Below are 22,175 nucleotides of genomic sequence, written 5' to 3'. Positions count from 1 at the left end.
GGCTCATGGCAAGACGATCGGGCAGAGTGCGCGCGGTGCTGCGCCGCGTTCCGCTGGCGTGCCTCTTGCTGCTGATCGCAGGGACGCTCACCGCTTCCGCTCGTCTGTATACGCGCCGCGTCCAGGAGTCTACGCGTGCGAACGTGACGGCTTCTTCCGCTCTGCCCGCGGCGTATGGCGAAGAGGCTCCGCTGCCCGCGCGTTTTAGCGCCGAGCTCACCTACACGAGCCTCGATGCTCCCGGCAGCGGGGAGGCGTCCACAAGCGTGACGTGGGATGATTCGTGGTTCACCGGAGACGAACATGTGTACAACCATGAGCTCGCGCGGGCGAGTTCCGTTTTGGCGGCCCTGGCGTATTCCGAGTCTGGTTATTACCAGTCGGGGAGCAACCAGCCCGCGTATATGGAAGAGGCTCTGGCGCAACTCGGCTTTGACGAGGTGTGCACCGATTCGTATCGGTTTCGCAGCGAGGTGCTGGACGAGGTCCTCAATCTGGTGACGGACGATGCCGACGGCGTGGCGTACACGATCGCCCGCAAACGTCTGGCATTATCGGGCGGTGACGGCCAAGAGGGCTCGCCCCGCGATGTGATCCTGGTGAGCATACGGGGAAGCTACGGGTCCGAATGGCTGAGCAACCTCGATCTCGCAACGGACGAGACGAGCGACCACGGCGGATATTGCCGTGCCGCGCGGGAGATCTGCGGTGAGGTGGCTGCATGGGCGGATGAGTCCGCTGGCGATGGCGCGGAGGTTTCGGTGCTGTTGGTGGGCCACAGCAGGGGCGGTGCAATCGCGAACCTCGCCGCCGCGGAAATCGACGACTGCCGGGCCGGGACCGTCACCTCATCTGTTGCGGGCGCCGATTCCCTCGCCGGCATTGACCGGGTGTACGCCTACACGTTCGCTTCTCCCGCCACCACGCTCAACGCCCAGGCGCACGATGCGCGATACGCCAATATCTTCAACATCGCGAATCCTTCCGACATCATGCCCTACCTGCCGTTGCGTACATGGGGATACGAGCGCTACGGCATCGACAAGGCACTCCCCGCGGTTGATGCAGAGGGATTCGATGAGCTCCGCACCGCGATGGAGCGCTTGTATGAGCAATCGGTTGGAGTGGCGTGCGGCGCCGACCCGTCCGACAAACACGTGGTCGATGCGGTGCTGACCGACGTCGCGCAGGGTATCGGGTCGGTTGAGGAGCTGGTGACCCCACGCGGTGCATGTGCGGTCTTTGCGTCCGTCGCCGCGCGCGTCGATCCGGTCCGCATGCTCTACAGCCATTATCCGAGTACGTACATCGCTTGGATGAACGCGATTGACGAGGATGACCTGACGGAGAGCGGTGCCGTTTAGATGTGCGCTCGCGTGAGGGTCGCAACCATCTCCGTATGGCTTGTGTGGGGGAAGAGGTCCACGGGCGTGAGGCGTTCAACGCGGTAACCGTTCTCGCCGAGAACCGCGAGGTCGCGCACATGCGTTACCGGGTTACAGCTGATGTAGACGATGCGCCGCGGGGCGAGCGCCGCTGCGGCTTCGATGAATTCCGGCGTCGACCCCGCCCGCGGAGGATCCATAACGACCACATCCACGTGCATGTGCGCGTCGGCGGCCTCTCTCATGTACTCGGTCGCGTCGCGGGCGATGAATTCCGCCGTGTCCGCCAGGCCGTTGATCTGTGCGTTCCGCACGGCGTCGCGCACCCCCTCCACATTGCGCTCCACGCCCACGAGGCGTATGCGAACGCCCTGTTTGCGGGCGTGAGCGGCCGCGGCGATGCCGATGGTGCCGCTGCCGCAGTACGCGTCGAGGACCACGGTGCCGTCTTGCAGGTCCATGCCCTCGATTGCCTGTAGGTAGAGCACTTCTGTCTGCTGCGGATTGACTTGGTAAAAGGAGACGGGGGAGATCTCGAATGTGCAGTCGAGCAGCTCGTCGCGCATGCGGGGCTCGCCGTGTAGGATGCGCGTTTCGCCACCCAGGATCGCGTTGGTAACGCGTGGATTGACGTTTTGGGCGATCGTCACCAGTTTGGGATGGGCTTGGGAGACGAGTTCGACAAGCTCCTCGAGGTGCGGCACCTCGCGCGTGCGAGTGACAAGGGTGAGCATCGCCTCCTTCGTGCGCCATCCGCAACGGAGCACGGCGTAACGAAGCTGGCCGCGGCGGAGGTCCTCGTCGTAAGCGGGGATGTTGAGTTCGGTTGCGAAACGCGCGACGTCGCCCAGGAGTTCACGCGCCCCGGGCGCTTCAACGGCGCAGGCGGGGCAGGGGACGATATCGTGCGTTCCCCGGGCGAAGAAACCGCTGCGTACTTCGCCACATGCGCCGGGGGCGAAGGGCGTGGCCGCTTTGTGGCGAAACGACCGCGGTGCCGGGAGTGGTGCATCCGCCACGGTGACGGGCCCCGTCTCGCGCGAGGGTCCTATGCCGAGTACGGGGTCGACATCGACACGCCATCCAAAGCGCTCGATGAGAGGCCGATACAGGTCGGACATGGCGAGCTGCTTGCGGGCGAGCTGCTTGCGGTAGGGGAGCCCCAGCCATTCGCATCCGCCGCATTGGCGCATGATCGGGCAGGGTGCCTTGCGATCCGCGGATGCCGGTTTGTTCTGCTTCGCCATGGGCAATCCATTCGCCAAAGAAGTTGGTACATTGAGGCCAGGCCCCATTGTACACATCTCATGAGGTGGCCCCGTAACAGAGCGGCAATCTCGATGGTGTTCCTTGCGCTTCGTCAAACTAAAGTGTTATTCTTCCAACCGTTGACCATCACACTTTAGTTAAGTAAAGTGCATACAGGGGAAAGGACACAGTATGAATAAGGACCAGAAGACCCTCTCCGTGACCGCCGCCCGCTCCATGACGCGTCGCTCTCTTGTGGCGGGCGTCGCCTCTGCTGCCCTCTCGCTCACGCTGCTTGCCGGCTGCGGTGGCACGCCGGCCGCCACCAACGAGGGCTCTAGCGCCGGCTCTGCCACCAAGGCAGCGGCGGATACCTCCGCTGCGGCCACGGGCAAGCTGATTGTGGGCTTCGACCAGTCCTACCCGCCCTATGGCTATGTGGGTGATGATGGCGAGTACACCGGCTTCGACCTCGATCTTGCCCAGGCGGTCGCCGAGAAGGAGGGCTGGGAGATCAAGCTCGAGCCCATCGACTGGGACGCCAAGGACACGTTGCTCGACTCCGGTGCCATCAACTGCATCTGGAACGGGTTCACCATGGAGGGCCGTGAGAAGGACTACACCTTCTCCGATCCCTACATGCTCAACGCACAGGTCATCGTGGTTCGCGCCGACAGCGGCATCGCTTCGCAGGAAGACCTCGCCGGTAAGACCGTCGTGACCCAGGTTGACTCCGCCGCCGAGGATGTGCTCGAGGGCGATGCCGCCGACCTCGCCGCCACCTTCGCCTCGCTCGATACCATCGGCGAGTACAACACGGCGTTCATGCAGCTCGAGTCCGGCGCCGTCGACGCCGTCGCCTGCGACCTCTCCATCGCGCGGTATCAGATGGCCGCCAAGCCCGATGCCTATGTCATGCTCGACGAGTGCCTCTCCGAGGAGAACTACGCCGTCGGCTTCAAGAAGGGCGACACCAAGACCGCGAAGGCCGTGACTGAGGCGCTAAAGGCGCTGTACGAGGACGGTACAGTCGAGACGATCGCGGCCAAGTACGCTGATCAGGGGCTGAGCATGGACAACTGGCAGCTCAAATAGTCGGCCTCCCCAAGCACCCCACCTCCGGCCGAACCCAAAGGCTTATGTACCACCGTACACCGCGCCTTTGGGTTCGGCCGGATCTGGGGCACCTGGGAAGCCCGCTGGTGATGGGCGCTCTTGCGTTCGGGCGAACCTGGGGCACCTAGAAAAGCCTTGCGCGTTGCTTGGGCCGTATCCGCACACCGCGCCTTTGCGTTCGCGCCGATCTGAGGCACCTGGAAAAGCCGTTCGCGTGGTTGGAGGCGCGATTGCCTGCTGCGGAGGGCGTTTGCATGGTAGAGTCGTTCAGGCGGTAGAAACAGACCGGGAGATATCTTGGAAATCACGACTATGGTTCAAATGCTGGGAGAGGGCTTTCTCACCAGCTTGCAGATCTTCGCGTTTACGCTCATCGGTGCGCTTCCGCTTGGCGTTCCGGTGGCGTTGTTGCGCGTGAGCCGCTTCAAGGTCGTGCGCGGGATCACGCGCGCCTATATTTCGGTTATGCGTGGCACGCCGCTCATGCTGCAGATGTTCGCCATTTACTTCATGCCGTATTACGTGTTCGGCATTCAGCTCACCACAGACTCCAAGTGGCAGGCGGCCATCGTCGCGTTCATCATCAACTATGCCGCGTATTTCGCCGAGATTTATCGCAGCGGCCTGCAATCCATCCCCCGCGGCCAATATGAGGCCGCCGAGGTCTTGGGGTATTCCAAGGCGCAGACCTTCCTCTACATCGTGCTGCCACAGGTGGTCAAGCGCATCATGCCGGCGATTGGCAACGAGGTCATCACGCTGGTGAAGGACACGTCCCTGGCATTTGCCATTGGCGTGGGCGAGATGTTCTCCACCGCCAAGGCCCTTGTTGCCTCGCAGGTGAGTATGGTGCCCTTCGCAATCGCCGCCGCGATCTACTGGGTCTTCAATTTCGCTGTCGAATTGGTGTTGGGCCGCATCGAGAAGATGCTCTCCTACTACCACGACTAGCTTTGACGCGCGCATCGTCTAAGGTCCGTGCGCTGCATCCGCCCTCGGCAATTTCAAAGGGGTTCATATGCCTGTCGTATCTATGAAAGACGCTCGCAAGGCATTCGGGGGTACCGAGGTGCTGCGCGGCATCTCGCTCGAGGTTGAGCGCGGCGAGGCCGTTGCCATTATCGGCCCATCCGGCGGCGGCAAGTCCACGTTGCTGCGCTGCATGACGCTGCTCGAGACGCTCGATGGCGGCGCCCTGTCCTATGGTGATCTTGCCGTTGCGACGGAAGGCGCCTCCGGTAGGTCGGTCTACGCCAAGGGGGAGGCGCTCAAGCAGGCGCGCGGCAGATTCGGCCTGGTGTTTCAAAACTACAACCTTTTCCCGCACTTCACGGTGATGCGTAACATCACCGATGCCCCGTTGCGCGTGCAGAAGCGCCCGGCGGGGGAGGTAGAGCAGCGCGCCCGGGAGCTCATTGCCAAGATGGGGCTCGAAGGGTGTGAGGACAAGGTCCCCTGCCAGCTCTCCGGTGGCCAGCAGCAACGCGTGAGCATCGCCCGCGCACTGGCCATGAACCCCGAGATCCTCTACTTCGATGAGCCCACAAGCGCGCTCGACCCCGAACTCACCGCTGAGGTCCTGCGCGTGATCAAGGGCCTTGCCGCCGAGCAGATGACCATGGTTGTGGTGACACACGAGATGAACTTTGCGCGTGAGGTCGCCGACCGCGTGGTGTTCATGGACGGCGGCGTGATTGTGGAAGAGGGCCCCGCCGAGCAGGTGATCGACGCCCCCCGCGAGGAGCGTACCCGTGCTTTCCTGACTCGCGTGGGCGAATAGACGACGCCTAGGATCTCCCGGACGGCGCGCGCTTCCGCTCGCGGGAGTGGCGGGCGGGCACCGCATGCTTTGATAGGATGGAGTGAGCAGTTACACCCGCCCGATCGTGCGGGAGAATGGGAGCGGTCGCCATGTCGGATAAGCTGTTCAAACTTCCCCTGTTTGCCAAGACCACGCAGCTCAGGGAGCTCCCCGGGCAGGAGCGGGGCCGCGTGTTCATGATCGTCGAATCGATCAGGCCCCAGCCCGAGAAGAGCATGGGCTACCTAGTCGAGCCGGTGGCATCACGTAAAGTCAAAATCCACGCCTGGCTTGCCCTCGGGGGCGCTGTCTACGAATGCGACGAGCCTCTATCCGAGCGCCCCTCGCGCGACGCCGATGCGGGGATGTCCAAGGACGACGAGGGCGACGCGTTCTTCTACGTTCGCCCCGAGGGTAGGCCGGTCAAGGTCGTACGATTCACCCAGCGCCCTCAGGACTATAAGCTCACGGTTGCCACATCGATGAACGATATGGGCGCATATGGCAAGGGGGCATACGACATCGATGAGATGGGCGCCGCGTGCTTTGTGCTGTACCACGTGTTGTCAAAGGAGCGGGGCGACGCCAGCTCGTTCTTGACCGTTGGCGACATCCTCGACGGCATGATCGGCTCCGCGTATCCCGATGCGCTCGATGAGATCGTGTATCGCGGCAGGCGCGAGGGCGCGAGTGATTTCGAGCGCTTCGCTTCCCGCACGTTGATGGATGCCGGTGCCGAGGGCGTGCGCCCAATCGCCGCCGCGCACGACATCGACCTGCGCCGGCTCGGCTCGACGGGCCTGTTTTGGACGGGCTGCGACAAGCGCGAGCTGACCCCACAGCAGGTGGACACCCTCCAGGCGGTGGAGGGCGCGCTCAATCGCCTTGTGTTCATGGAGCATTATCTGGGTGAGGAATCCTCGCCCATGGTGGGGGTCATCAGCGAGCATGAGTGCGAGCGGGCGGCCCTCCAGTCCCTGAGCTCCTTTGCCGAGGTGGCCCGCACCGCGATCCGCGCGAGCGACCGCAAGAGTGACTACAGCAGCCTGCTTGGTACAGATGCCGCGCGCGGCGGAGAGTGGGACGTGCGCACTCGTTTCGCCGCGGCGGCGGAGGGGCTGCGCGCGCCGTTTGGCTTCGACTACCTGTTCGGCTGCGATGCGTCGGCGGGCGTGTTCTCCATCGATGTCACGGTTCCCGTAGCGAGTGCCTTTCCGGCGTCTGGCACTGCGCTGACGTGCGATGACATGCAGGTGGCCTACCTGCTCCGCCTGAGCATGGCGCTCGCCGCCATCGCCTTCGGATCCAGCGTCGGCGTCATTCGCGCGGTGGTGACGACGCACGAGCGCGACATCGACGGAGCGGTGGTGTGCTCGGCCGAATTCAGCCGCCAGTTGTTCACCATGGAGACGGTGCCGGCAATCCAGACGGGTGCGATCCTCGAGGCGTCGCTGTCCGTCGAGGAGCTCATCAAGATGCTCTCGCTTCGCGCCATCAACATGGAGCGGGACGTGGACGGCTCGCTTGTGCCGGTCGAGCGCATCGATGCCGGCCTGCCCAACCGCGATATCAAGATGGCGAACGACAAGCGTTCGCTCCCTGCGCACCTGGTCGGCCCGCTGCGCGCCAAGACCGTCGCCGAGCTCGATATCTTCGACGTGGGCGACGATCCCCTGCGCGACAGGTACCGCGAGCTTTGCGACAGGGTGCACGAGCAGGCTGCGCAAGGCGATGCCGCCGCGGCATCGGCGACCGCGGAGGTCTCCGACATCATCGCCGCTTACGATGCCGCGGACGTACTGCAAGAGAGCGATGCGCGCCCGTTGTACTGCTCGAACATGATTGCACGCATCGCAGTTGGGCTGTTCGACGAGGATCCTTCGACGACGTATCGCAAGATTCCCGATACCGCGTTCGACGCGCGCTCCCTGCTATGCCGCCTATACCGTGACCAGGGAAACAACGAGGACGCGATTCGTTTGGGCGAGGAACTTGTCCGGTTGGCGCCCACGTCGTTCGTCTCATACCACACGCTTGCGCTGTCGTATCGCGAGGCCGGCCGTGACTCCGATGCGGCCCGCGTCATCCTCGACGGCATGCGCGTCGCGGTGGATCCCAACGATATCGCCTGCGGTTACTACCGCTTGGGCTTCCTCTTCTGGCAGGGTGGCGATCCGTCGCTCGGCCTTGCCTGCTATGCCATGGTGGCGCGCGACTCGTTCTTCTATGGCGAGACGCAGGCGGAGATGCGCGAGCTCATGCAAGAGGCGCACCTGGGCCGTCCTCCGGCGCGCGACGAGGCGGTGGCCCTGCTCCGCGCCGAGGGCGTACCGGTGGCGCCGGTCAGCCAGCTGCGGGATCAGGCGGCGATGGCGGCGATAGGCCTGGTTGACGCCGGTATCTTCAACGCAGCCACTGCGCTCGTGCACTTCCTGTCCACGTTTGATGTGGCTCCCAACAGTTTCGATGTCCTCGCATCGGTGCGCCGTTCGCTGATGCAGGGGTAGCTGCAGGCTCTCTCAGAATGCGATCTGTTTTACCCGGCGCTTGGCCTGTTTGCACCCGTACCGCTTCTCGATAGCTTGTATCGCGCGTCAAGCCCTTTACCGTGCCTGAGTGCACGCTGGTCGAAAGGCCAATATATCCGCGTGTAAAACTGGGTAGGCTCATGCCATACGGCTGTCGTGCGGGGATGCACAGGGCACCTCGCACGCATTTTCGGCGCGCTCGCAGCGCGCTGGGAAAGGGAGGTGTCCCATGGGTGCGCCCAAGACTGGCAATGTGAGGAACGTGGTGCTCGTAGGCCAAGGCGGGGTGGGCAAGACCTCGCTCGCGGAGGCCATGCTCCACCTTTCCGGCAAGACCGCTCGCCTGGGCGGTCACGGCGGCACCAAGCCCACGCTCGATTACGATGCCGAGGAGGTCAAGCGTGAGTTCTCAATCTCGACCTCCATCGCGCCGATCGACTGGAAGAACGCCCGCATCAACGTGCTCGACGCCCCGTGCTACCCCGACTTCATCGGCGACGCCTATGCGGCGATGAGCGTGTGCGAGACGGCCCTGTTCGTGGTCGACGCCGCCGAGGGCCCGCAGCCCACCACCGTCAAACTCTGGTACGCGGCCGAGGATCTGCGCCTCGCGCGCGCCGTGTTCGTGAACCGCGTGGACAAGGAGAACGCCGATTTCGACATGTGCCTCGAGATGCTCCGCGAGCGCTTTGGCACGCGCCTGGGCGCCGTCACGCTCCCGTGGGGCACGGGCGATGACTTCAACGGCATCATCGACCTTGTGCGCATGAAGGCCCGCCATTGCGATGGCACCAAGCAGACCGAATCGGAGATTCCCGAGGAGCTCCGCGACAGCGCCGAGGCCGCCCACGAGACCCTGTGCGAGCTCGTGGCGGAGGCCGACGACGACCTCATGGAGAAGTACCTCGAGGGCGAGTCCCTCACTCAGGACGAGGTCGAGGGCCTGCTCGCCAAGGCGATCGCCAAGCGCCTGTTCGTCCCCGTGTTCGCCGGCTCCTGCATCAAGGAGCAGGGCGTCAACTCCCTCATGGACGATATCGCGACCTACTTCCCCGCGCCCACCGATTACGGCGAGATGCCGCTCATCGACGGCGACACCCTCAAGATTTCCAGCGAGGATGAGCGCCCCGTCGTCTTCGACTTCAAGACCCTGAACGATCCCCAGCAGGGCCGCCTGTCCTTCCTCAAGGTGCTCACCGGCACCATCGAGCCCGGCATGGAGCTCGTCAATGCCCGCACCCGCAAGGGCGAGCGCCTCACGCACCTCTACGTGATGTGCGGCCGCGAGATGACCGAGGTCGGCCACGCCTACGCGGGCGACATCATCGTGGTGCCCAAGCTGAGCGCTGAGACGGGCGACACCCTGTCCGTGACCGGTAAGGTCGAGGCGGCGGCGTTCGCGTTCCCCAACTCCCAGTACCGCATCGCCATCGAGGCGGAGAACCGCTCCGACGAGGACAAGCTCTTCACATTCATCGAGAAGGCGTGCGAGGCCGACCCGACCATGAGCATCGACCGCGATGAGGAGACCGCCCAGACGATTATCTCCGCGGTGGGCGAGGCTCAGGTGAGCGTCCTGCTCAACCGCTTGGAGGACCGCACCAAGGTCGCCGCGCACATCGTTCCGCTGCGTATCCCGTACCGCGAGACCATCCGCCGTGTGGCGAGCGCCCAGGGCCGCCACAAGAAGCAGACCGGCGGCGCCGGGCAGTTCGGCGACTGCTACCTGCGCGTGGAGCCGCTGCTCGACGGCACCGAGTACGAGTTCGTGGACGAGGTCGTGGGCGGTCGCATCCCGCGCGCGCTCATCCCCGCGGTGGACAAGGGCGTCCAGGAGACCATGAAGGACGGTGTGATCGCGGGCTATCCGCTCACCGGCATCCGCGTCGCCTGCTACGACGGTTCCTACCACCCGGTCGACTCCAACGAGATGGCGTTCCGCACCGCCGCGCGCATCGGCCTCAAGAAGGCGTGCGAGGATGCCGATCCCGTGGTGCTCGAGCCCATGGAGAACATCAAGGTGACGATCCCCGAGAGCTACGCCGGTGCGGTCATGGGCGATGTTTCCGCCAGCCGCGGTCGCGTGACCGGCATGGATTCCAGCGACCGCGGCGAGACTGTGGTCACCGCGACCGTGCCGTATGCGGAGCTCGTCGATTACGCCACGCGTCTGCGCTCGCTCACGCGCGGCACCGGTGACTTCACCATGGAGCCCGCCGGCTACGAGCAGGTGCCCTACGACGTGCAGCAAAAGCTTGTGGAGATCTACGAGCACAACCGCACCCAGGGCAGGTAGCTCGGGCGACACGCGTGGCAATGCATCCACGGTGTGATTGGTGAGAGGCGGGCGCATCCAGCGGTGCGCCCGCCTTGCCTCAATATGGGGACAGGCACTCATTTGAGGTCTCGCCCGAGGTCACCCGCCGTGAATAAAAGCCTTACGTTCCTGGATAAAACCTGACATTCTTTACCGTAACCTTGCCTTGAGCTGACGGCACGGCATGCAGCTAGCTAACAGATGTCTCCCATACTGAACGCGGTGGTCGCCATGGCGGCCCTTTTGTTGCCGTTTTCGTCGATGGGAGTCGATGCATGCTGGAAAAGGAAATCAGTCGCAGGAATTTCGTTCGGTTCTCGGTGGTCGGGGCGGGTGCCACGGCTGTCGCGATGTCCGCCGATCCGTATGAGGCAGCGGCCGAGACGATCGAGGCTGGCACGGATTACCCCAACCAGATCAAGATCGTGCACCTTTCCGACGTGCACTACTTCTCCCAGAAGCTGTACGCGGATTGCGGTGACTTCACTATCGCCGAGAACTCCGACCGCAAGATGTTTCGCGAGTCAGGCGCCATCGTTGATAAGGCCCTCGCCGAGATCGTGGCGTATCAGCCCGATCTGGTGATCCTTTCCGGCGACCTCACGAAGGACGGCGAGCTCGTCTGCCATCAGGGCATGCACGAGAAGCTCGCGGCGGCCAAGAAGCAGCTGGCGAATGCCGGCAAGCAGGCCATGTTCTGCGTGATCAACGGCAACCATGACATCAATAACGACGACAACGGCCGTGATTTCTCGAGCGGCAAGGCGGAGCACACCGACCTCGTCGACCCGCTCGCGTTCAAGGAGCTGTACGCCGATTGCGGCTACGACGACGCGATCGCGAAGTTCGATGAGGGCGGCAGTCAGGGCGGCAGCCTCTCCTACGTGGTGCGCCCCGCCAAGGGCGTCACGCTCATCGTGGTCGACTCCGGCAAGTATTCCGCCGACCAGAATGGGCTCGGCCGCGATGAGCACGTCACGTCTGGTGTGGTGGGGGAGAAGCTGCTCGCGTGGGTGGAGAGCCAGGCCAAGCAGGCCCGCGCGGCCGGGGATATCGTGTTCGTGACCCAGCACCACGGTGTGATCCCGCACTTCTCCATGGAGCCCGAGCTCATGGGCGAGTACCTGGTCGATAACTACGAGGATTGCCAGCGCCGTTACGCCGATGCGGGAGTCTCGGCGGTCTTTACCGGCCACATGCACGCCAACGACATCGCGAGTATCACCACCGAGGCGGGCAACACCCTCTACGATATCGAGACCTGCGCGACCGTTACCTATCCGAGTGACATCCGCTTCGCCACGCTCTCTTGGAAGCGCGAGGAGGGGACGGCGAATGTCGAGGCGACCCTTGCCGTCGAGAACCATCCGCTCGGTTCGGTGGATTACGTCGATTTCGACACCAAAGCTACTACGAAGATCGCCGATATCACGGCGTATGGCGAGGAACGTCTCCTTACCGTCGACGTGGTCAAGACCATGATCGCCGATGCCCTGGTGTCGCCGGCGATCGACGATATGGTTGCGAACGGGGGCGTCAAGCCCGCGCTGGCCGGGCTGCTGGGCGGCCTGAATGTGGGCGATGGCACCGCCGACGGCCTTGACCCGGCGCTGTTCAACATGCTGCTCACCATGCTGCCGCAGTCCCAGGACGAGGCGCTTGCCGTCGTGCTCGGAGACTTGAGCTTCCTTCTCAAGAGCTACGGAACGCTCGGCATCTGGTCGGACGCGGCCCAACAGCGAATCATTCTCGAGCAGCTGGATGGGGTTACGAGTTCCGCGCAGGTGCTCGCGCTGTCTCCCGACCCGTCGTTGGCCGCCGAAATCGAAGGCGTTGCTGCTTCGGTTCCCATGGCCGCTGCGGGATACTGGTCGTACTACATCGACGCTACCTCGTTTGCGAAGTTCATGGCAACGCTGTATGCCAATATCGATGCGCAGCTCTTGCAAGAGGGCAGGGGCGATACCTTGAACCTCCTGCGTTCTTTGATTGAGGTGCTGGTCAACGAGCAGGTTTCGGATGACGGCAAGACCCTGTTCGACCTCATCAAGTTCGCCTATGGCGATCATCTCTACGGTGACGAGACGTGTCCCAGCTGGGTCGAGGCAGCGACTGCGAACATGCGGCTGGCGGGTTCCGATTCCGAGGGGAATCCGACAGCGGACGGATCGCTCATCAGCTATTTGCGCGGTGCCATCAACAATGAGGAGAACTTGAAGGCACTCACCACCTTGCTCAAGAAGGTGAAGTTCAAGCTTGGCGACCTGTGCGTGAAAGACCAGGGCAGCGGCCCCATTACCCTGATCGGTATCGTTGCTTCGAATGTGGGATCGGTCCTAGGCTTCCTGGGCGATAATCCCGCCGACATGATCCCGAACATCCCGCAGCTCGCCGAACTCGCCCATGGCGCGCTGTATTCGCTCACGCACGACGAGAGCGTGCTGACCGACCGTAAGCTCGACCTCGCCTCCACTCTGACCGATCCCGACTGGAAGCCTGCGGGATCTGGTAGCACCGATGGCGGTAACGACGGTAGCGGCATCGCCGGCACGGGCACGGGCAACGGGACCTCAAACGGTAAGGGCACGGTCTCGAAGAAGAACCCCGACGGTACGCTGCCCCAGATGGGCGACTCGATGTCGCTTGCGTCCTTTGCGCTGATGGGCCTGGGTGCCCTCGCGGCGGCCTTCAAGGTCGGCCGTGGCAAAGATGCCGACGAATGGGAGTCGTTCGACGAGTAGTTAATCTCGGCAGACACACGGCACTGAGTGCTGCGAGCGCAAAGAGGGCGGCGGGACATCTCCCATCGCCCTCTTTGCACGATACGCAAATGGGGATAGCCCCTTTTTGCACATCTCTCTACAGGTCGTCCACCAGCGCGGTGCTCTTGGCATATGCGGTGGACTTCGCCTCGAAGAAGTCGGTCTTTACCATGTTCGCGTTGGAGTACTGGCTCACCCACGCCATGTCCTCGGGCTCGGAGCGATAGCCCTCATATAGCTGGCCAAATCCCAGCGAGCTCCAGCGCAGGTTGCCGAGGTACTTGATGTAGCCCTCGACCATATCGCCCGTGAGCCCGGGAATCGCATCGCCCAGTACGTAACGGCCCCAGGCGATTTCCTGGTGCACGCCCTCCTCGAGCATTTCTCTCAGCATCGCCACGTTCTCATCGGAAAACAGCTGCGGCTCCTCCTTTTGCAACTCGAGGATGATGCTGCGGAACAACCACAGGTGCGTGTTCTCGTCGCGGTTGATGTAGCGGATCTCCTGCGCGCTGCCGGGCATTTTGCCCATGCGTGCGAGGTTGTAGAAGAACATGAATCCGGAATAGAAATACACGCCCTCCAAGATGAAGTTCGCCATGAGGACGCGCAGGAACGTGCGCGCGTCGCGGCGCTCTTGGAACTCGTTGTACAGGTCGCCGATGAACGTGTTGCGCGCGAGCAGGTGCTCGTCGGTCTTCCATTGGTACAGAATCTCATTGCGCTTGGCGGGGTCGCAGATGGTGTCGAGCATGTACGAATAGCTCTGCGAATGCACGCTCTCCTGGAACGCCTGGATCGAGAGGCAGAGATTCACCTCGTTGGCCGTGATGTACTCGGCGATGTTGGGAAGGTTCGCCGACTGAAGGGAGTCGAGGAACACGAGGAACGACAGGATTTTGTCATAGGCGGCGCGCTCGGCGGGGGAGAGGCGCGGGTAATCTTTAACGTCCTGGGTGAGGTTGATTTCCTCGGGGATCCAAAAGTTGTTCATCGCCTGGCGGTACCAGCTTGAGACCCAGGGGTACTTCATGTTGTTGAAGTCGTTGAGGTTGGTGGTGTTGCCGCCGATCAAGCGGCGGTCGCGCACATCGATGTCGCCATTGGGGTTGAACAACGGTTTCTTAACGAGTGCCTGGCGATCTTCGATGGTCATGGCGAATTCCTTCCTTCCCGTTGGGCGCACGTATGATCCTTAGTGGTTTTAGTATACGATACAAAAATAGAAACAGTTAGGCTATGCTTATATACCCGACATATTGATAGAACGTATCACTCAGATGTCTATATATAGTGTTTTCACCGAGAACGCAAGGAGATGCCATGGTGCACGCAGCGGACGTCATCAAAAAACGCGATGGGCGTATGGAGGCCTACGAGGGCCGCAAGATCGTCGAGGCGATGCGTCGTGCTTTCGAGGAGGTCGCGCTGGGGAAGGCGGGCGCGTCCTCTGTCCCTGCGGTTTCGGCCGACGAGCTGGCGGCGCTGCTGTCGCATGTGGAGTCGGCAATGGCGCGTGAACAGGTCACGACCGTCGAGGGGATTCAGGACCTTGTCGAACGCGCCCTCATGGAGCGGGGACACTTCGACGTGGCGAAGAGCTACATCCTGTACCGTCACGAGCGTGCCGAGAGGCGTTCCGTCCGCTCCGATGTGGCGAATGCGGTCGCTGCGGGAGACGCCGACCTTGCCTCCGGATTGGACGATGCCCTTTCCCGCATCCAGCGGGACTTCGATGACCCCGTCTACGACCTTGCCATGCTTGCCGCGCGCTACCGCGCCCTCATCGGTGCGGACGCCACCGCGTCGGACCGTATGGCCGCCTTGGTCCGTGGCGCGGTTGAGCTCACGAGCCAAGAGGCGCCTCGCTGGGAGTTCATCGCGGCGCGCCTGCACGGGTTCGCGTTCAGCCGTGAGCTCATATCGACGCGCCGCGCGCTCGGCATCGACACGTTCGGCCAACTCATCCGCCATCTCACCGACCAGGGCCTGTATGGGGCGTATATCCTCACGGCCTATTCGGTCGCTGAGCTCGATCGGGCCGCGTCGTTTCTCGAGCCCGCGCGCGATGAGCTGTTCACCTACTCCGGCCTCGATTTGCTCATTCAGCGCTACGTGATCCACGCCCACGACCACACGCCGCTCGAGAGCCCGCAGGAGATGTTCCTTGGCATCGCCCTGCACCTTGCCATGAACGAGGACTCCCAGACGCGCCTCGAATGGGTTCGCCGTTTCTACGACATGCTCAGCAAGCTCGAGGTCACCATGGCCACGCCTACCATGAGCAACGCCCGCAAGCCCGATCACCAGCTCTCCAGCTGCTTTATCGACACCGTGCCCGACAGCCTGGTGGGCATCTACCGCAGCATCGACAACTTTGCCCAGGTGAGCAAGTACGGTGGCGGCATGGGCATGTATCTTGGCAAGGTCCGCGCCACGGGTGGATCCATCCGCGGCTTCGAGGGTGTTGCCGGCGGCGTTATCCGCTGGATTCGCGTGATCAACGACACCGCCGTTGCCGTCGACCAGCTCGGCATGCGTCAGGGCGCCGTGGCCGTCTACCTCGACGCCTGGCACCGCGACCTGCCCGAGTTCTTGAACCTGCGCACGAACAACGGCGACGACCGCATGAAAGCGCATGATGTTTTCCCCGCCGTATGCTATCCGGACCTGTTCTGGCGCATGGCGGAGGAGAGCCTTGATCAGGATTGGCACCTCATGTGCCCGCACGACATCTTGATGGTGAAAGGCTACGCGCTGGAGGACAGCTACGGCGAGGAGTGGGAGCGTCGGTACCGTGACTGCGTCGCCGACCCCCGCATCCCCAAACGCACCATTCTCATCAAGGATATGGTTCGCCTCATCCTCAAGAGTGCCGTCGAGACGGGTACCCCGTTCGCGTTTATGCGCGATGCGGTCAACCGGGCCAACCCCAATCCGCATGAGGGCATCATCTACTGCTCCAATCTCTGCACCGAGATCGCGCAGAACACAAGTGCAATCCAGGAGGTTTCCCGCGAGGTTGTCACGGAGGATGGCGACACGGTGGTGGTGACCACCGCGCGTCCGGGCGACTTTGTGGTCTGCAACCTCGCGAGCCTTTCGCTCGGACGCCTGCCCGTGGAGGACGACGCCGTCATGGAGCGGGTGATCGAGACGGCCGTGCGCGCGCTCGACAACGTCATCGACCTCAACTTCTACGCGCTTCCCTACGCCCGGCTCACCAACCATCGCTACCGTTCGATCGGCTTGGGCGTATCGGGGTACCACCATATGCTCGCCAAACGCGGTGTGAGCTGGGAGAGCGATGAGCATCTGCGTTTTGTGGACGAGGTGTTCGAGCGCATCAACTACCACGCGATCAGCGCGAGCGAGCGTTTGGCGGAGGAGCGCGGCGCGAACGGGGTCTTTGAGGGTAGCGACTGGCAGAGCGGTGCATACTTCGAGAAGCGCGGGTACCTGGATGGAGAGCCGAGTCTGGGCGTTGGGCGCTGGCGCGAGCTCGCTGCGCGCGTACGCGAGCACGGCGTGCGCAACGCCTATCTGCTTGCCGTGGCCCCCACCAGCTCGACGTCGATCCTTTCGGGCACCACCCCGGGCATCGATCCCATCATGCGGAAGTTCTTCCTGGAAGAAAAGAAGGGCGCGATGCTGCCTCGTGTTGCCCCGGACCTTTCGCCTCGCACGTATTGGTACTACAAGCCGGCGCACTATATCGATCAGCAGTGGAGTGTGCGGGCGGCGGGTGTGCGCCAGCGTCATATCGACCAGGCCCAATCGATGAACCTGTACATCACGAACGATTACACGCTGCGCCAGGTGCTCAATTTGTACCTCGAGGCCTGGCGACGGGGCGTCAAGACCATCTATTACGTGCGGAGCAAGTCACTCGAGGTCGAGGAATGCGAATCCTGTTCCGCATAGAAGGTGGGGAGGGGCGTCCGCGAAGGTCTGCGGACTGTTCGTTTGGAAGTAACATATGTCCATAAACTCACAGATGTGCTCTCTCTGTGCGCTTCGACATATACCTGTTTTTTAAGTGGGCTTACGTATGAGGGCAATCTATACTGGCACGAATCCGATATACCCGATATGCCGATCAACGTAACAGAAACGAGCGACTCGAGAGGTGAACCCCGTGGTGGATCAAAAAACAGGACGAGTGTACAGTGCTAAGGTGCGCCGTCAGGCGGTCGCCGCGCTTTCGGAGGGTGCAGGTCATCGCGCCCTTGCCTCGAAGTTGGGGATACCCGATGCGACCGCACGTCAGTGGGCGCGCGCCTACGCGGTTGGCGGTAGGGCCGCAGTGCTCAACGCCGGTTCGCGCCATCGGGTGTATCCCTATGAGCTCAAGCTTTCTGCCGTGAAGGATCGCTTGGAGAACGGCATGACCGTGCGCGAGGTCATGATCAAGCATGGCATCCCGAGCGAGTCCTCCGTCAAGACGTGGTGCCGCCAGTATCGGGAGCATGGTGCCGAGGCTTTGGTGAATAAGCCCCGCGGCGTCAAGCCAAAGAACCGCCCCCTTGACTAATCGCTCCGCTGTTAGAGCGCGGCATGGGGTTATGTTCCCATGCCGCGCCCTCTTTTTGCGCACATGCTAGAATGCTGTCTCGAATCAGCGGCTGCAAACATGGCAGAAAGGATTCAACATGCTGAATGCAATCGAGATCTCCCCTAAGGTCTGGTGGGTTGGCGGCATCGACTGGAACGAGCGACTGTTCCACGGCTATACCACCGAACGCGGTATCACGTATAACGCTTATCTCATCATGGATGAGAAGATCACCCTCATCGACACGTGCAAGGCAACGTTCGCGGACGAGCTCGTCCAGCGCATTTCCCAGGTGGTCGATCCCGCCAAGATCGACGTGGTCATCACCAACCATGTTGAGATGGATCACTCCGGCTCCCTGCCGGTGATTCACAAGATCGCCCCGAATGCGCAGATCTATGCCAGCGCTGGGGCGGGCGTCAACGAGGTCCGCGCGCATTTTGGCATCGAGGCGACTCCGGTCAAGAGCGGCGACACCCTGTGCATTGGCGAGCGCACGCTCACCTTTGTGACCACTCCCATGGTTCATTGGCCCGACAACATGGTTACGTATTCCGACGTCGACCAGATCCTGTTCTCCAACGATGCGTTTGGCCAGCACTACGCCACTACCAAGCGCTTCGACGACGAGAACGACCTCTGCGAGATCTTCAAGCAGGCCAAGAAGTACTACGCGAACATCGTGTGGCCCTACGGTATGCAGGCACACAAGGCCCTCGAGGCGGTCAAGGCCCTCGAGCTCAAGATGATCGCCCCCAGCCACGGCTGCATCTGGCGTTCGCATATCCCCGAGATCCTCGAGCGCTACGAGGCTTGGACCACGTATCAGACCGAGGAGAAGGCCGTGGTGGTCTTCGATTCGATGTGGCATTCGACCGAGTCCATGGCGCGCGAGATCTGCGACGCGTTTATCGCAGAGGGTGTTTCCGCCCAGCTTATCGATGTCAAGAACACGCACATCTCCGACATCATGCTCTACATGTGCGATGCCAGGTACGTTGCGGTCGGTTCGCCCACCCTCAATTCCAACATGCTGCCCACCGTGGCGAGCTTCCTCACCTACATGCGCGGTCTTTCGCCCAAGAACGACCAGCGTATCGGCCTTGCCTTTGGCTCCTACGGTTGGGCTCCGCTCGGCCCCAAGCAGGTGTACGCCGAGCTCGAGAACGCGAAGTTCCAGCTGCCGGTGCCCGTGGTTGCCCAGCAGTGGATTCCGAGCGAGGAGAACCTCTCCGAGCTGCAGGACACGGTCCGCAAGATGATCGAGGCCGCCCGCGCGTAGCGCGCACGATTGGTCATGCGCGCACGATTATGCAATCGAGCGACATGTTCACCGTGATGGGGCGTCATAAAACAATATGTGTGGGGTTTATTCGGAACGACCGAGTAGACCCCCATTTTTTATCGCGCCTTGCGGGAGTCCCACGAATGACGGCGCCATGGGGCAATGACGGCACAATTGGCGATCTCACGCCGCTTGCCGATTGAAAGGACTAAACTTATACGTCTGACATAGTCTGCCGCAGTACACCTGCCGCTTTGCGTGTGAGCGACAGCCCAATGGAGGAGAGGGACCTATGGGACTGATTTGGTGTTTGATCGCGGTGCCGTTGATCACGGCCGCACTGTTGCTCGTCTTTAAGGGCGAGCGGGCGCGTCGACCCATCACGATTGGTGGAGCGGCGGTGACGGCGGCGATGTCGGTGCTCGTTGCCGCGCAGACGTTCACCGTTGAGGCGGGTGCCCTGCATGCCATTGCAAGCTTTGAGTTTTCGCAGTCGACGAGCTATGTGATCTCCTGGGTCATGACGGCAGTCGACATCGTGCTGTGCGCGGTGATCTTGTGGAGTGCCATTCGCTACAAGAATCGCATCGCGCTCGCGCTTGGCCTGATTCAGACGGTGGGCATCGTGCTCTTTGCCCAAATGACCTTGGGAGCCGGCCCGAGCCACATGCTTGCCGTGCCCGTATATGTGGATACGCTTTCACTTATCATGATCTTGATCGTGGGCCTGGTCGGTAGCGCCATCTGCGTGTACGCGTTGGGTTACATGCATGACTTCCAGCACCATCAGCCCGCCGATGCCCCCGATCGCCGCCATGTCTTCGCGGCGCTCATGTTCACCTTCTTGTCGGCCATGTTCGTGATCGTGGTTTCGGATAACCTGGAGTGGCTGTTCACCGGATGGGAAATTACCACGGTCTGCTCCTTCCTCATGATCGGCTACACCCGCACGCCCGAGGCGATTAAGAACTCGTTCACGCAGATCAACCTCAACATGGTGGGCGGTCTGGCGTTCCTCGCCGCGCTCATCCTCGTGCACGCGGCGGGGCTGCCCATGTCGCTCACGAGTCTGATTGCGGCGGGGAAGGGCACCCAGGCGGATCTGCTCATCGTGCCCCTCATGCTGCTCTCGGTTGCCGGCCTCACCAAGGCTGCGCAGATGCCGTTCCATCGCTGGCTGCTGGGAGCCATGGTCGCCCCCACTCCCACGAGCGCGCTGCTCCACTCCTCCACCATGGTCAAGGCGGGCGTGTTCCTGCTGGTCAAGCTTGCCCCCCTGTATCTGGTGTTCCCGGCGGCATCGACGATGGTGGTGCTCGTGGGTGGCATCACCTTCGTGCTGTGCAGCTTCATGGCCATCACGCAGAGCAACGCCAAGCGCGTACTCGCGTACTCGACCATCGCCAACCTGGGCCTCATGTCCGCATGCGCGGGTGTGGGCACCGCCGAGGCCGTTTGGGCCGCCATCTTCCTCATGATCTTCCATACGGTGTCCAAGTCCACCTTGTTCTTGTGCGTGGGCACGGTGGAGCACCGCATTGGCAGCCGCAACATCGAGGACATGGATGGCCTTTTCAGCCGCCTGCCCCATCTCACGCGCTTCATGATGCTCGGCATCATGGGCATGTTCGTGGCGCCCTTTGGCATGCTTGTCTCCAAGTGGGCGACGCTGGTGTCCTTCGCCGAGACGGGCAACGTGCTCTTTCTCATCATGTTGGCGTTCGGTTCCGCTGCTACCTTCTTCTATTGGGCCAAGTGGCTGGGCAAGCTCTCGGGTGTTTCCCAGAAGGCCGAGAACCAGGAGGCGGGTGTCCACAAGAGCGAGTGGGCGGCCATCGGTTTTATCTCCGCGCTGCTGCTCGTCTGCTGCGTGTGCCTGCCCTTGATCTCCCAGGGCGTGGTTGCCCCGTACCTCACCTTTGCGTTCGGCGACGCGCCGCAGCTCATCGACATGGACAATATGCTCATCATGGCCGTGATCGTGGTGTTCATCGCCATTGTGCTGCTCACGCCGTGGGGCCGCGCCACCAATAAGCGCCGTATGGCCGTTTATCTGGGCGGCACCTGCACCGATCCCGATAGCCGTCGCTACCACGGCTCGATGGGCCGCACCATGACGTCGTCCAAGCGCAACTGGTACATGGCCGACATCTTCCCCGAGGGTGCGCTGAGCACGATCGGCCTCATCCTGTGCACCGCCGTGATCCTTATGGGGTTCGCCGCTTGCTTCATCTTCGACCCCGCCGTACTCGCCGGCGGCAGCTTCCTGGTCGAGCGCACCGTGCGTCTGGTGGGTCCGGGGCTGGGCGGCATCGCCGTGGGTGTTGTGGTCTTTGGCGTGTGCGCACCTATTGCCGGTTGCCTGCTTGACGGCCTTGACCGCAAGGTGAGTGCCGGCATGCAGGGCCGTGTGGGTCCCCGCCTGCTGCAGCCCTACTACGATCTGCGCAAGCTCCTCGTCAAGGAGCAGGCGACGGTCAATGCGGTGGACGAGGCGTACGTCACGTGCGGACTGATTTTCGTGGTCCTCGCCGGTGGCCTGTTCATCTCCGGCTCCAACCTGCTCATGTGCGTGTTCCTGGTCACGCTCGGCACGCTCTTCGTGATCGTGGCGGCGTACTCGTCACGCTCCCCCTATTCCGATACGGGCGCCGACCGCGAGTGCCTGCAGGTCATGAGCTACGAGCCCATGCTGCTCATCATGACGGTGGGCTTCTTCACCGCCACGCAGTCCTTCGACATCGCATCGCTCACCACGCTCGAGAGCCCCATCATCTGCGTACTTGTGCCGATCTTCATCGGCCTGCTGTTCATCCTCACTATCAAGCTGCGTAAGTCCCCGTTCGACCTCTCCTACAGCCATCACGCGCACCAGGAGATCGTCAAGGGCATCACCACCGAGATGAGCGGCCGTACGCTCGCCATCGTGGACGTGATGCACTGGTGCGAGAGCGTGCTGTTCCTCATGTGGGTCGGCATGTTCTTCATTTGGGATAACCCCATCTCGTTCGCAGTCGCCGCCATCGTGATGGCGCTCGTGTGGTTCTTCGAGGTATGGATTGATAACAACTTCGCCCGCGTCAAGTGGCAGCTCTGCCTCAAGCTCGCGTGGCTCGTGGCGCTCGTGATGGGCGTCGTCAACCTGTTCTACGTGCTCATCACGCCGTTTATCTAAGGG

The 22,175-nt window shown here is 62.5% G+C and carries 13 protein-coding genes; 11 read left to right on the top strand and 2 right to left on the bottom strand.

All coding sequences use genetic code 11. The features are described from left to right. Positions 1–5 precede the first annotated feature (5 nt). On the top strand, positions 6–1,364 hold the full coding sequence (locus tag ACX9NZ_RS07910; protein ID WP_233545981.1) for a lipase family protein: 1,359 nt from the start codon (positions 6–8) through the stop codon (positions 1,362–1,364). On the opposite strand, the gene rlmD is transcribed toward ACX9NZ_RS07910, so the two are convergent. Then, entirely contained in the window at positions 1,361–2,632 is a 1,272-nt protein-coding gene (gene rlmD, locus ACX9NZ_RS07905; protein ID WP_118652296.1) for a 23S rRNA (uracil(1939)-C(5))-methyltransferase RlmD, read from the bottom strand. The two genes, ACX9NZ_RS07910 and rlmD, sit on opposite strands and share 4 nt — an antisense overlap. A 193-nt stretch (positions 2,633–2,825) precedes the next feature. Between rlmD and ACX9NZ_RS07900 the strand changes: the two genes are divergently transcribed. The 6 genes from ACX9NZ_RS07900 to ACX9NZ_RS07875 all read left to right on the top strand — a co-directional run bounded on the left by ACX9NZ_RS07900 (position 2,826) and on the right by ACX9NZ_RS07875 (position 13,136). Continuing rightward, entirely contained in the window at positions 2,826–3,728 is a 903-nt protein-coding gene (locus ACX9NZ_RS07900; protein ID WP_294160023.1) for an amino acid ABC transporter substrate-binding protein, read from the top strand. A gap of 318 nt (positions 3,729–4,046) precedes the next feature. Then, complete coding sequence (locus ACX9NZ_RS07895) at positions 4,047–4,700, top strand: amino acid ABC transporter permease (RefSeq protein ID WP_118652299.1); 654 nt, start codon at positions 4,047–4,049, stop codon at positions 4,698–4,700. Positions 4,701–4,767: 67 nt separating this feature from the next. Beyond that, positions 4,768–5,529 carry an amino acid ABC transporter ATP-binding protein gene (locus ACX9NZ_RS07890; RefSeq protein ID WP_294121582.1) on the top strand — a complete coding sequence of 254 codons (762 nt, stop codon included), beginning with the start codon at positions 4,768–4,770 and terminating at the stop codon, positions 5,527–5,529. A 131-nt stretch (positions 5,530–5,660) separates the two neighbouring features. Next, the gene (locus ACX9NZ_RS07885; protein WP_407496490.1) at positions 5,661–8,057 is read left to right on the top strand and encodes a tetratricopeptide repeat protein; all 2,397 of its coding nucleotides are present in this window, start codon (positions 5,661–5,663) and stop codon (positions 8,055–8,057) included. A gap of 250 nt (positions 8,058–8,307) precedes the next feature. Continuing rightward, positions 8,308–10,374, top strand: coding sequence for an elongation factor G (locus tag ACX9NZ_RS07880; RefSeq protein WP_294121586.1), 2,067 nt, complete (start codon positions 8,308–8,310; stop codon positions 10,372–10,374). A gap of 296 nt (positions 10,375–10,670) precedes the next feature. Then, on the top strand, positions 10,671–13,136 hold the full coding sequence (locus ACX9NZ_RS07875; RefSeq protein ID WP_407496488.1) for a metallophosphoesterase family protein: 2,466 nt from the start codon (positions 10,671–10,673) through the stop codon (positions 13,134–13,136). A gap of 118 nt (positions 13,137–13,254) precedes the next feature. Here the strand turns inward: ACX9NZ_RS07875 and ACX9NZ_RS07870 are convergent, their stop codons facing one another. Then, positions 13,255–14,313, bottom strand: a complete 1,059-nt coding sequence (locus ACX9NZ_RS07870) for a ribonucleotide-diphosphate reductase subunit beta (RefSeq protein ID WP_407496486.1) — start codon at positions 14,311–14,313, stop codon at positions 13,255–13,257. Between the two features lie 167 nt (positions 14,314–14,480). Here ACX9NZ_RS07870 and ACX9NZ_RS07865 point away from each other — a divergent pair, with 167 nt between their 5' ends. From ACX9NZ_RS07865 to ACX9NZ_RS07850, 4 genes are all read left to right on the top strand, one after another. Then, on the top strand, positions 14,481–17,081 hold the full coding sequence (locus tag ACX9NZ_RS07865; protein WP_407496484.1) for a ribonucleoside-diphosphate reductase subunit alpha: 2,601 nt from the start codon (positions 14,481–14,483) through the stop codon (positions 17,079–17,081). A gap of 238 nt (positions 17,082–17,319) precedes the next feature. Further along, positions 17,320–17,691, top strand: a complete 372-nt coding sequence (locus tag ACX9NZ_RS07860; RefSeq protein WP_407496482.1) for a helix-turn-helix domain-containing protein — start codon at positions 17,320–17,322, stop codon at positions 17,689–17,691. 118 nt (positions 17,692–17,809) lie between these two features. Beyond that, the gene (locus ACX9NZ_RS07855; protein ID WP_294160012.1) at positions 17,810–18,994 is read left to right on the top strand and encodes an FprA family A-type flavoprotein; all 1,185 of its coding nucleotides are present in this window, start codon (positions 17,810–17,812) and stop codon (positions 18,992–18,994) included. A gap of 295 nt (positions 18,995–19,289) precedes the next feature. Further along, entirely contained in the window at positions 19,290–22,172 is a 2,883-nt protein-coding gene (locus ACX9NZ_RS07850; protein WP_118652319.1) for a proton-conducting transporter transmembrane domain-containing protein, read from the top strand. Positions 22,173–22,175: the final 3 nt, after the last annotated feature.

It is taken from the genome of Collinsella sp. BM28, assembly GCF_054551995.1.
The sequence above is the reverse complement of the archived record's forward strand: the minus strand, read 5'-3'. Positions and strand labels throughout refer to the sequence as shown.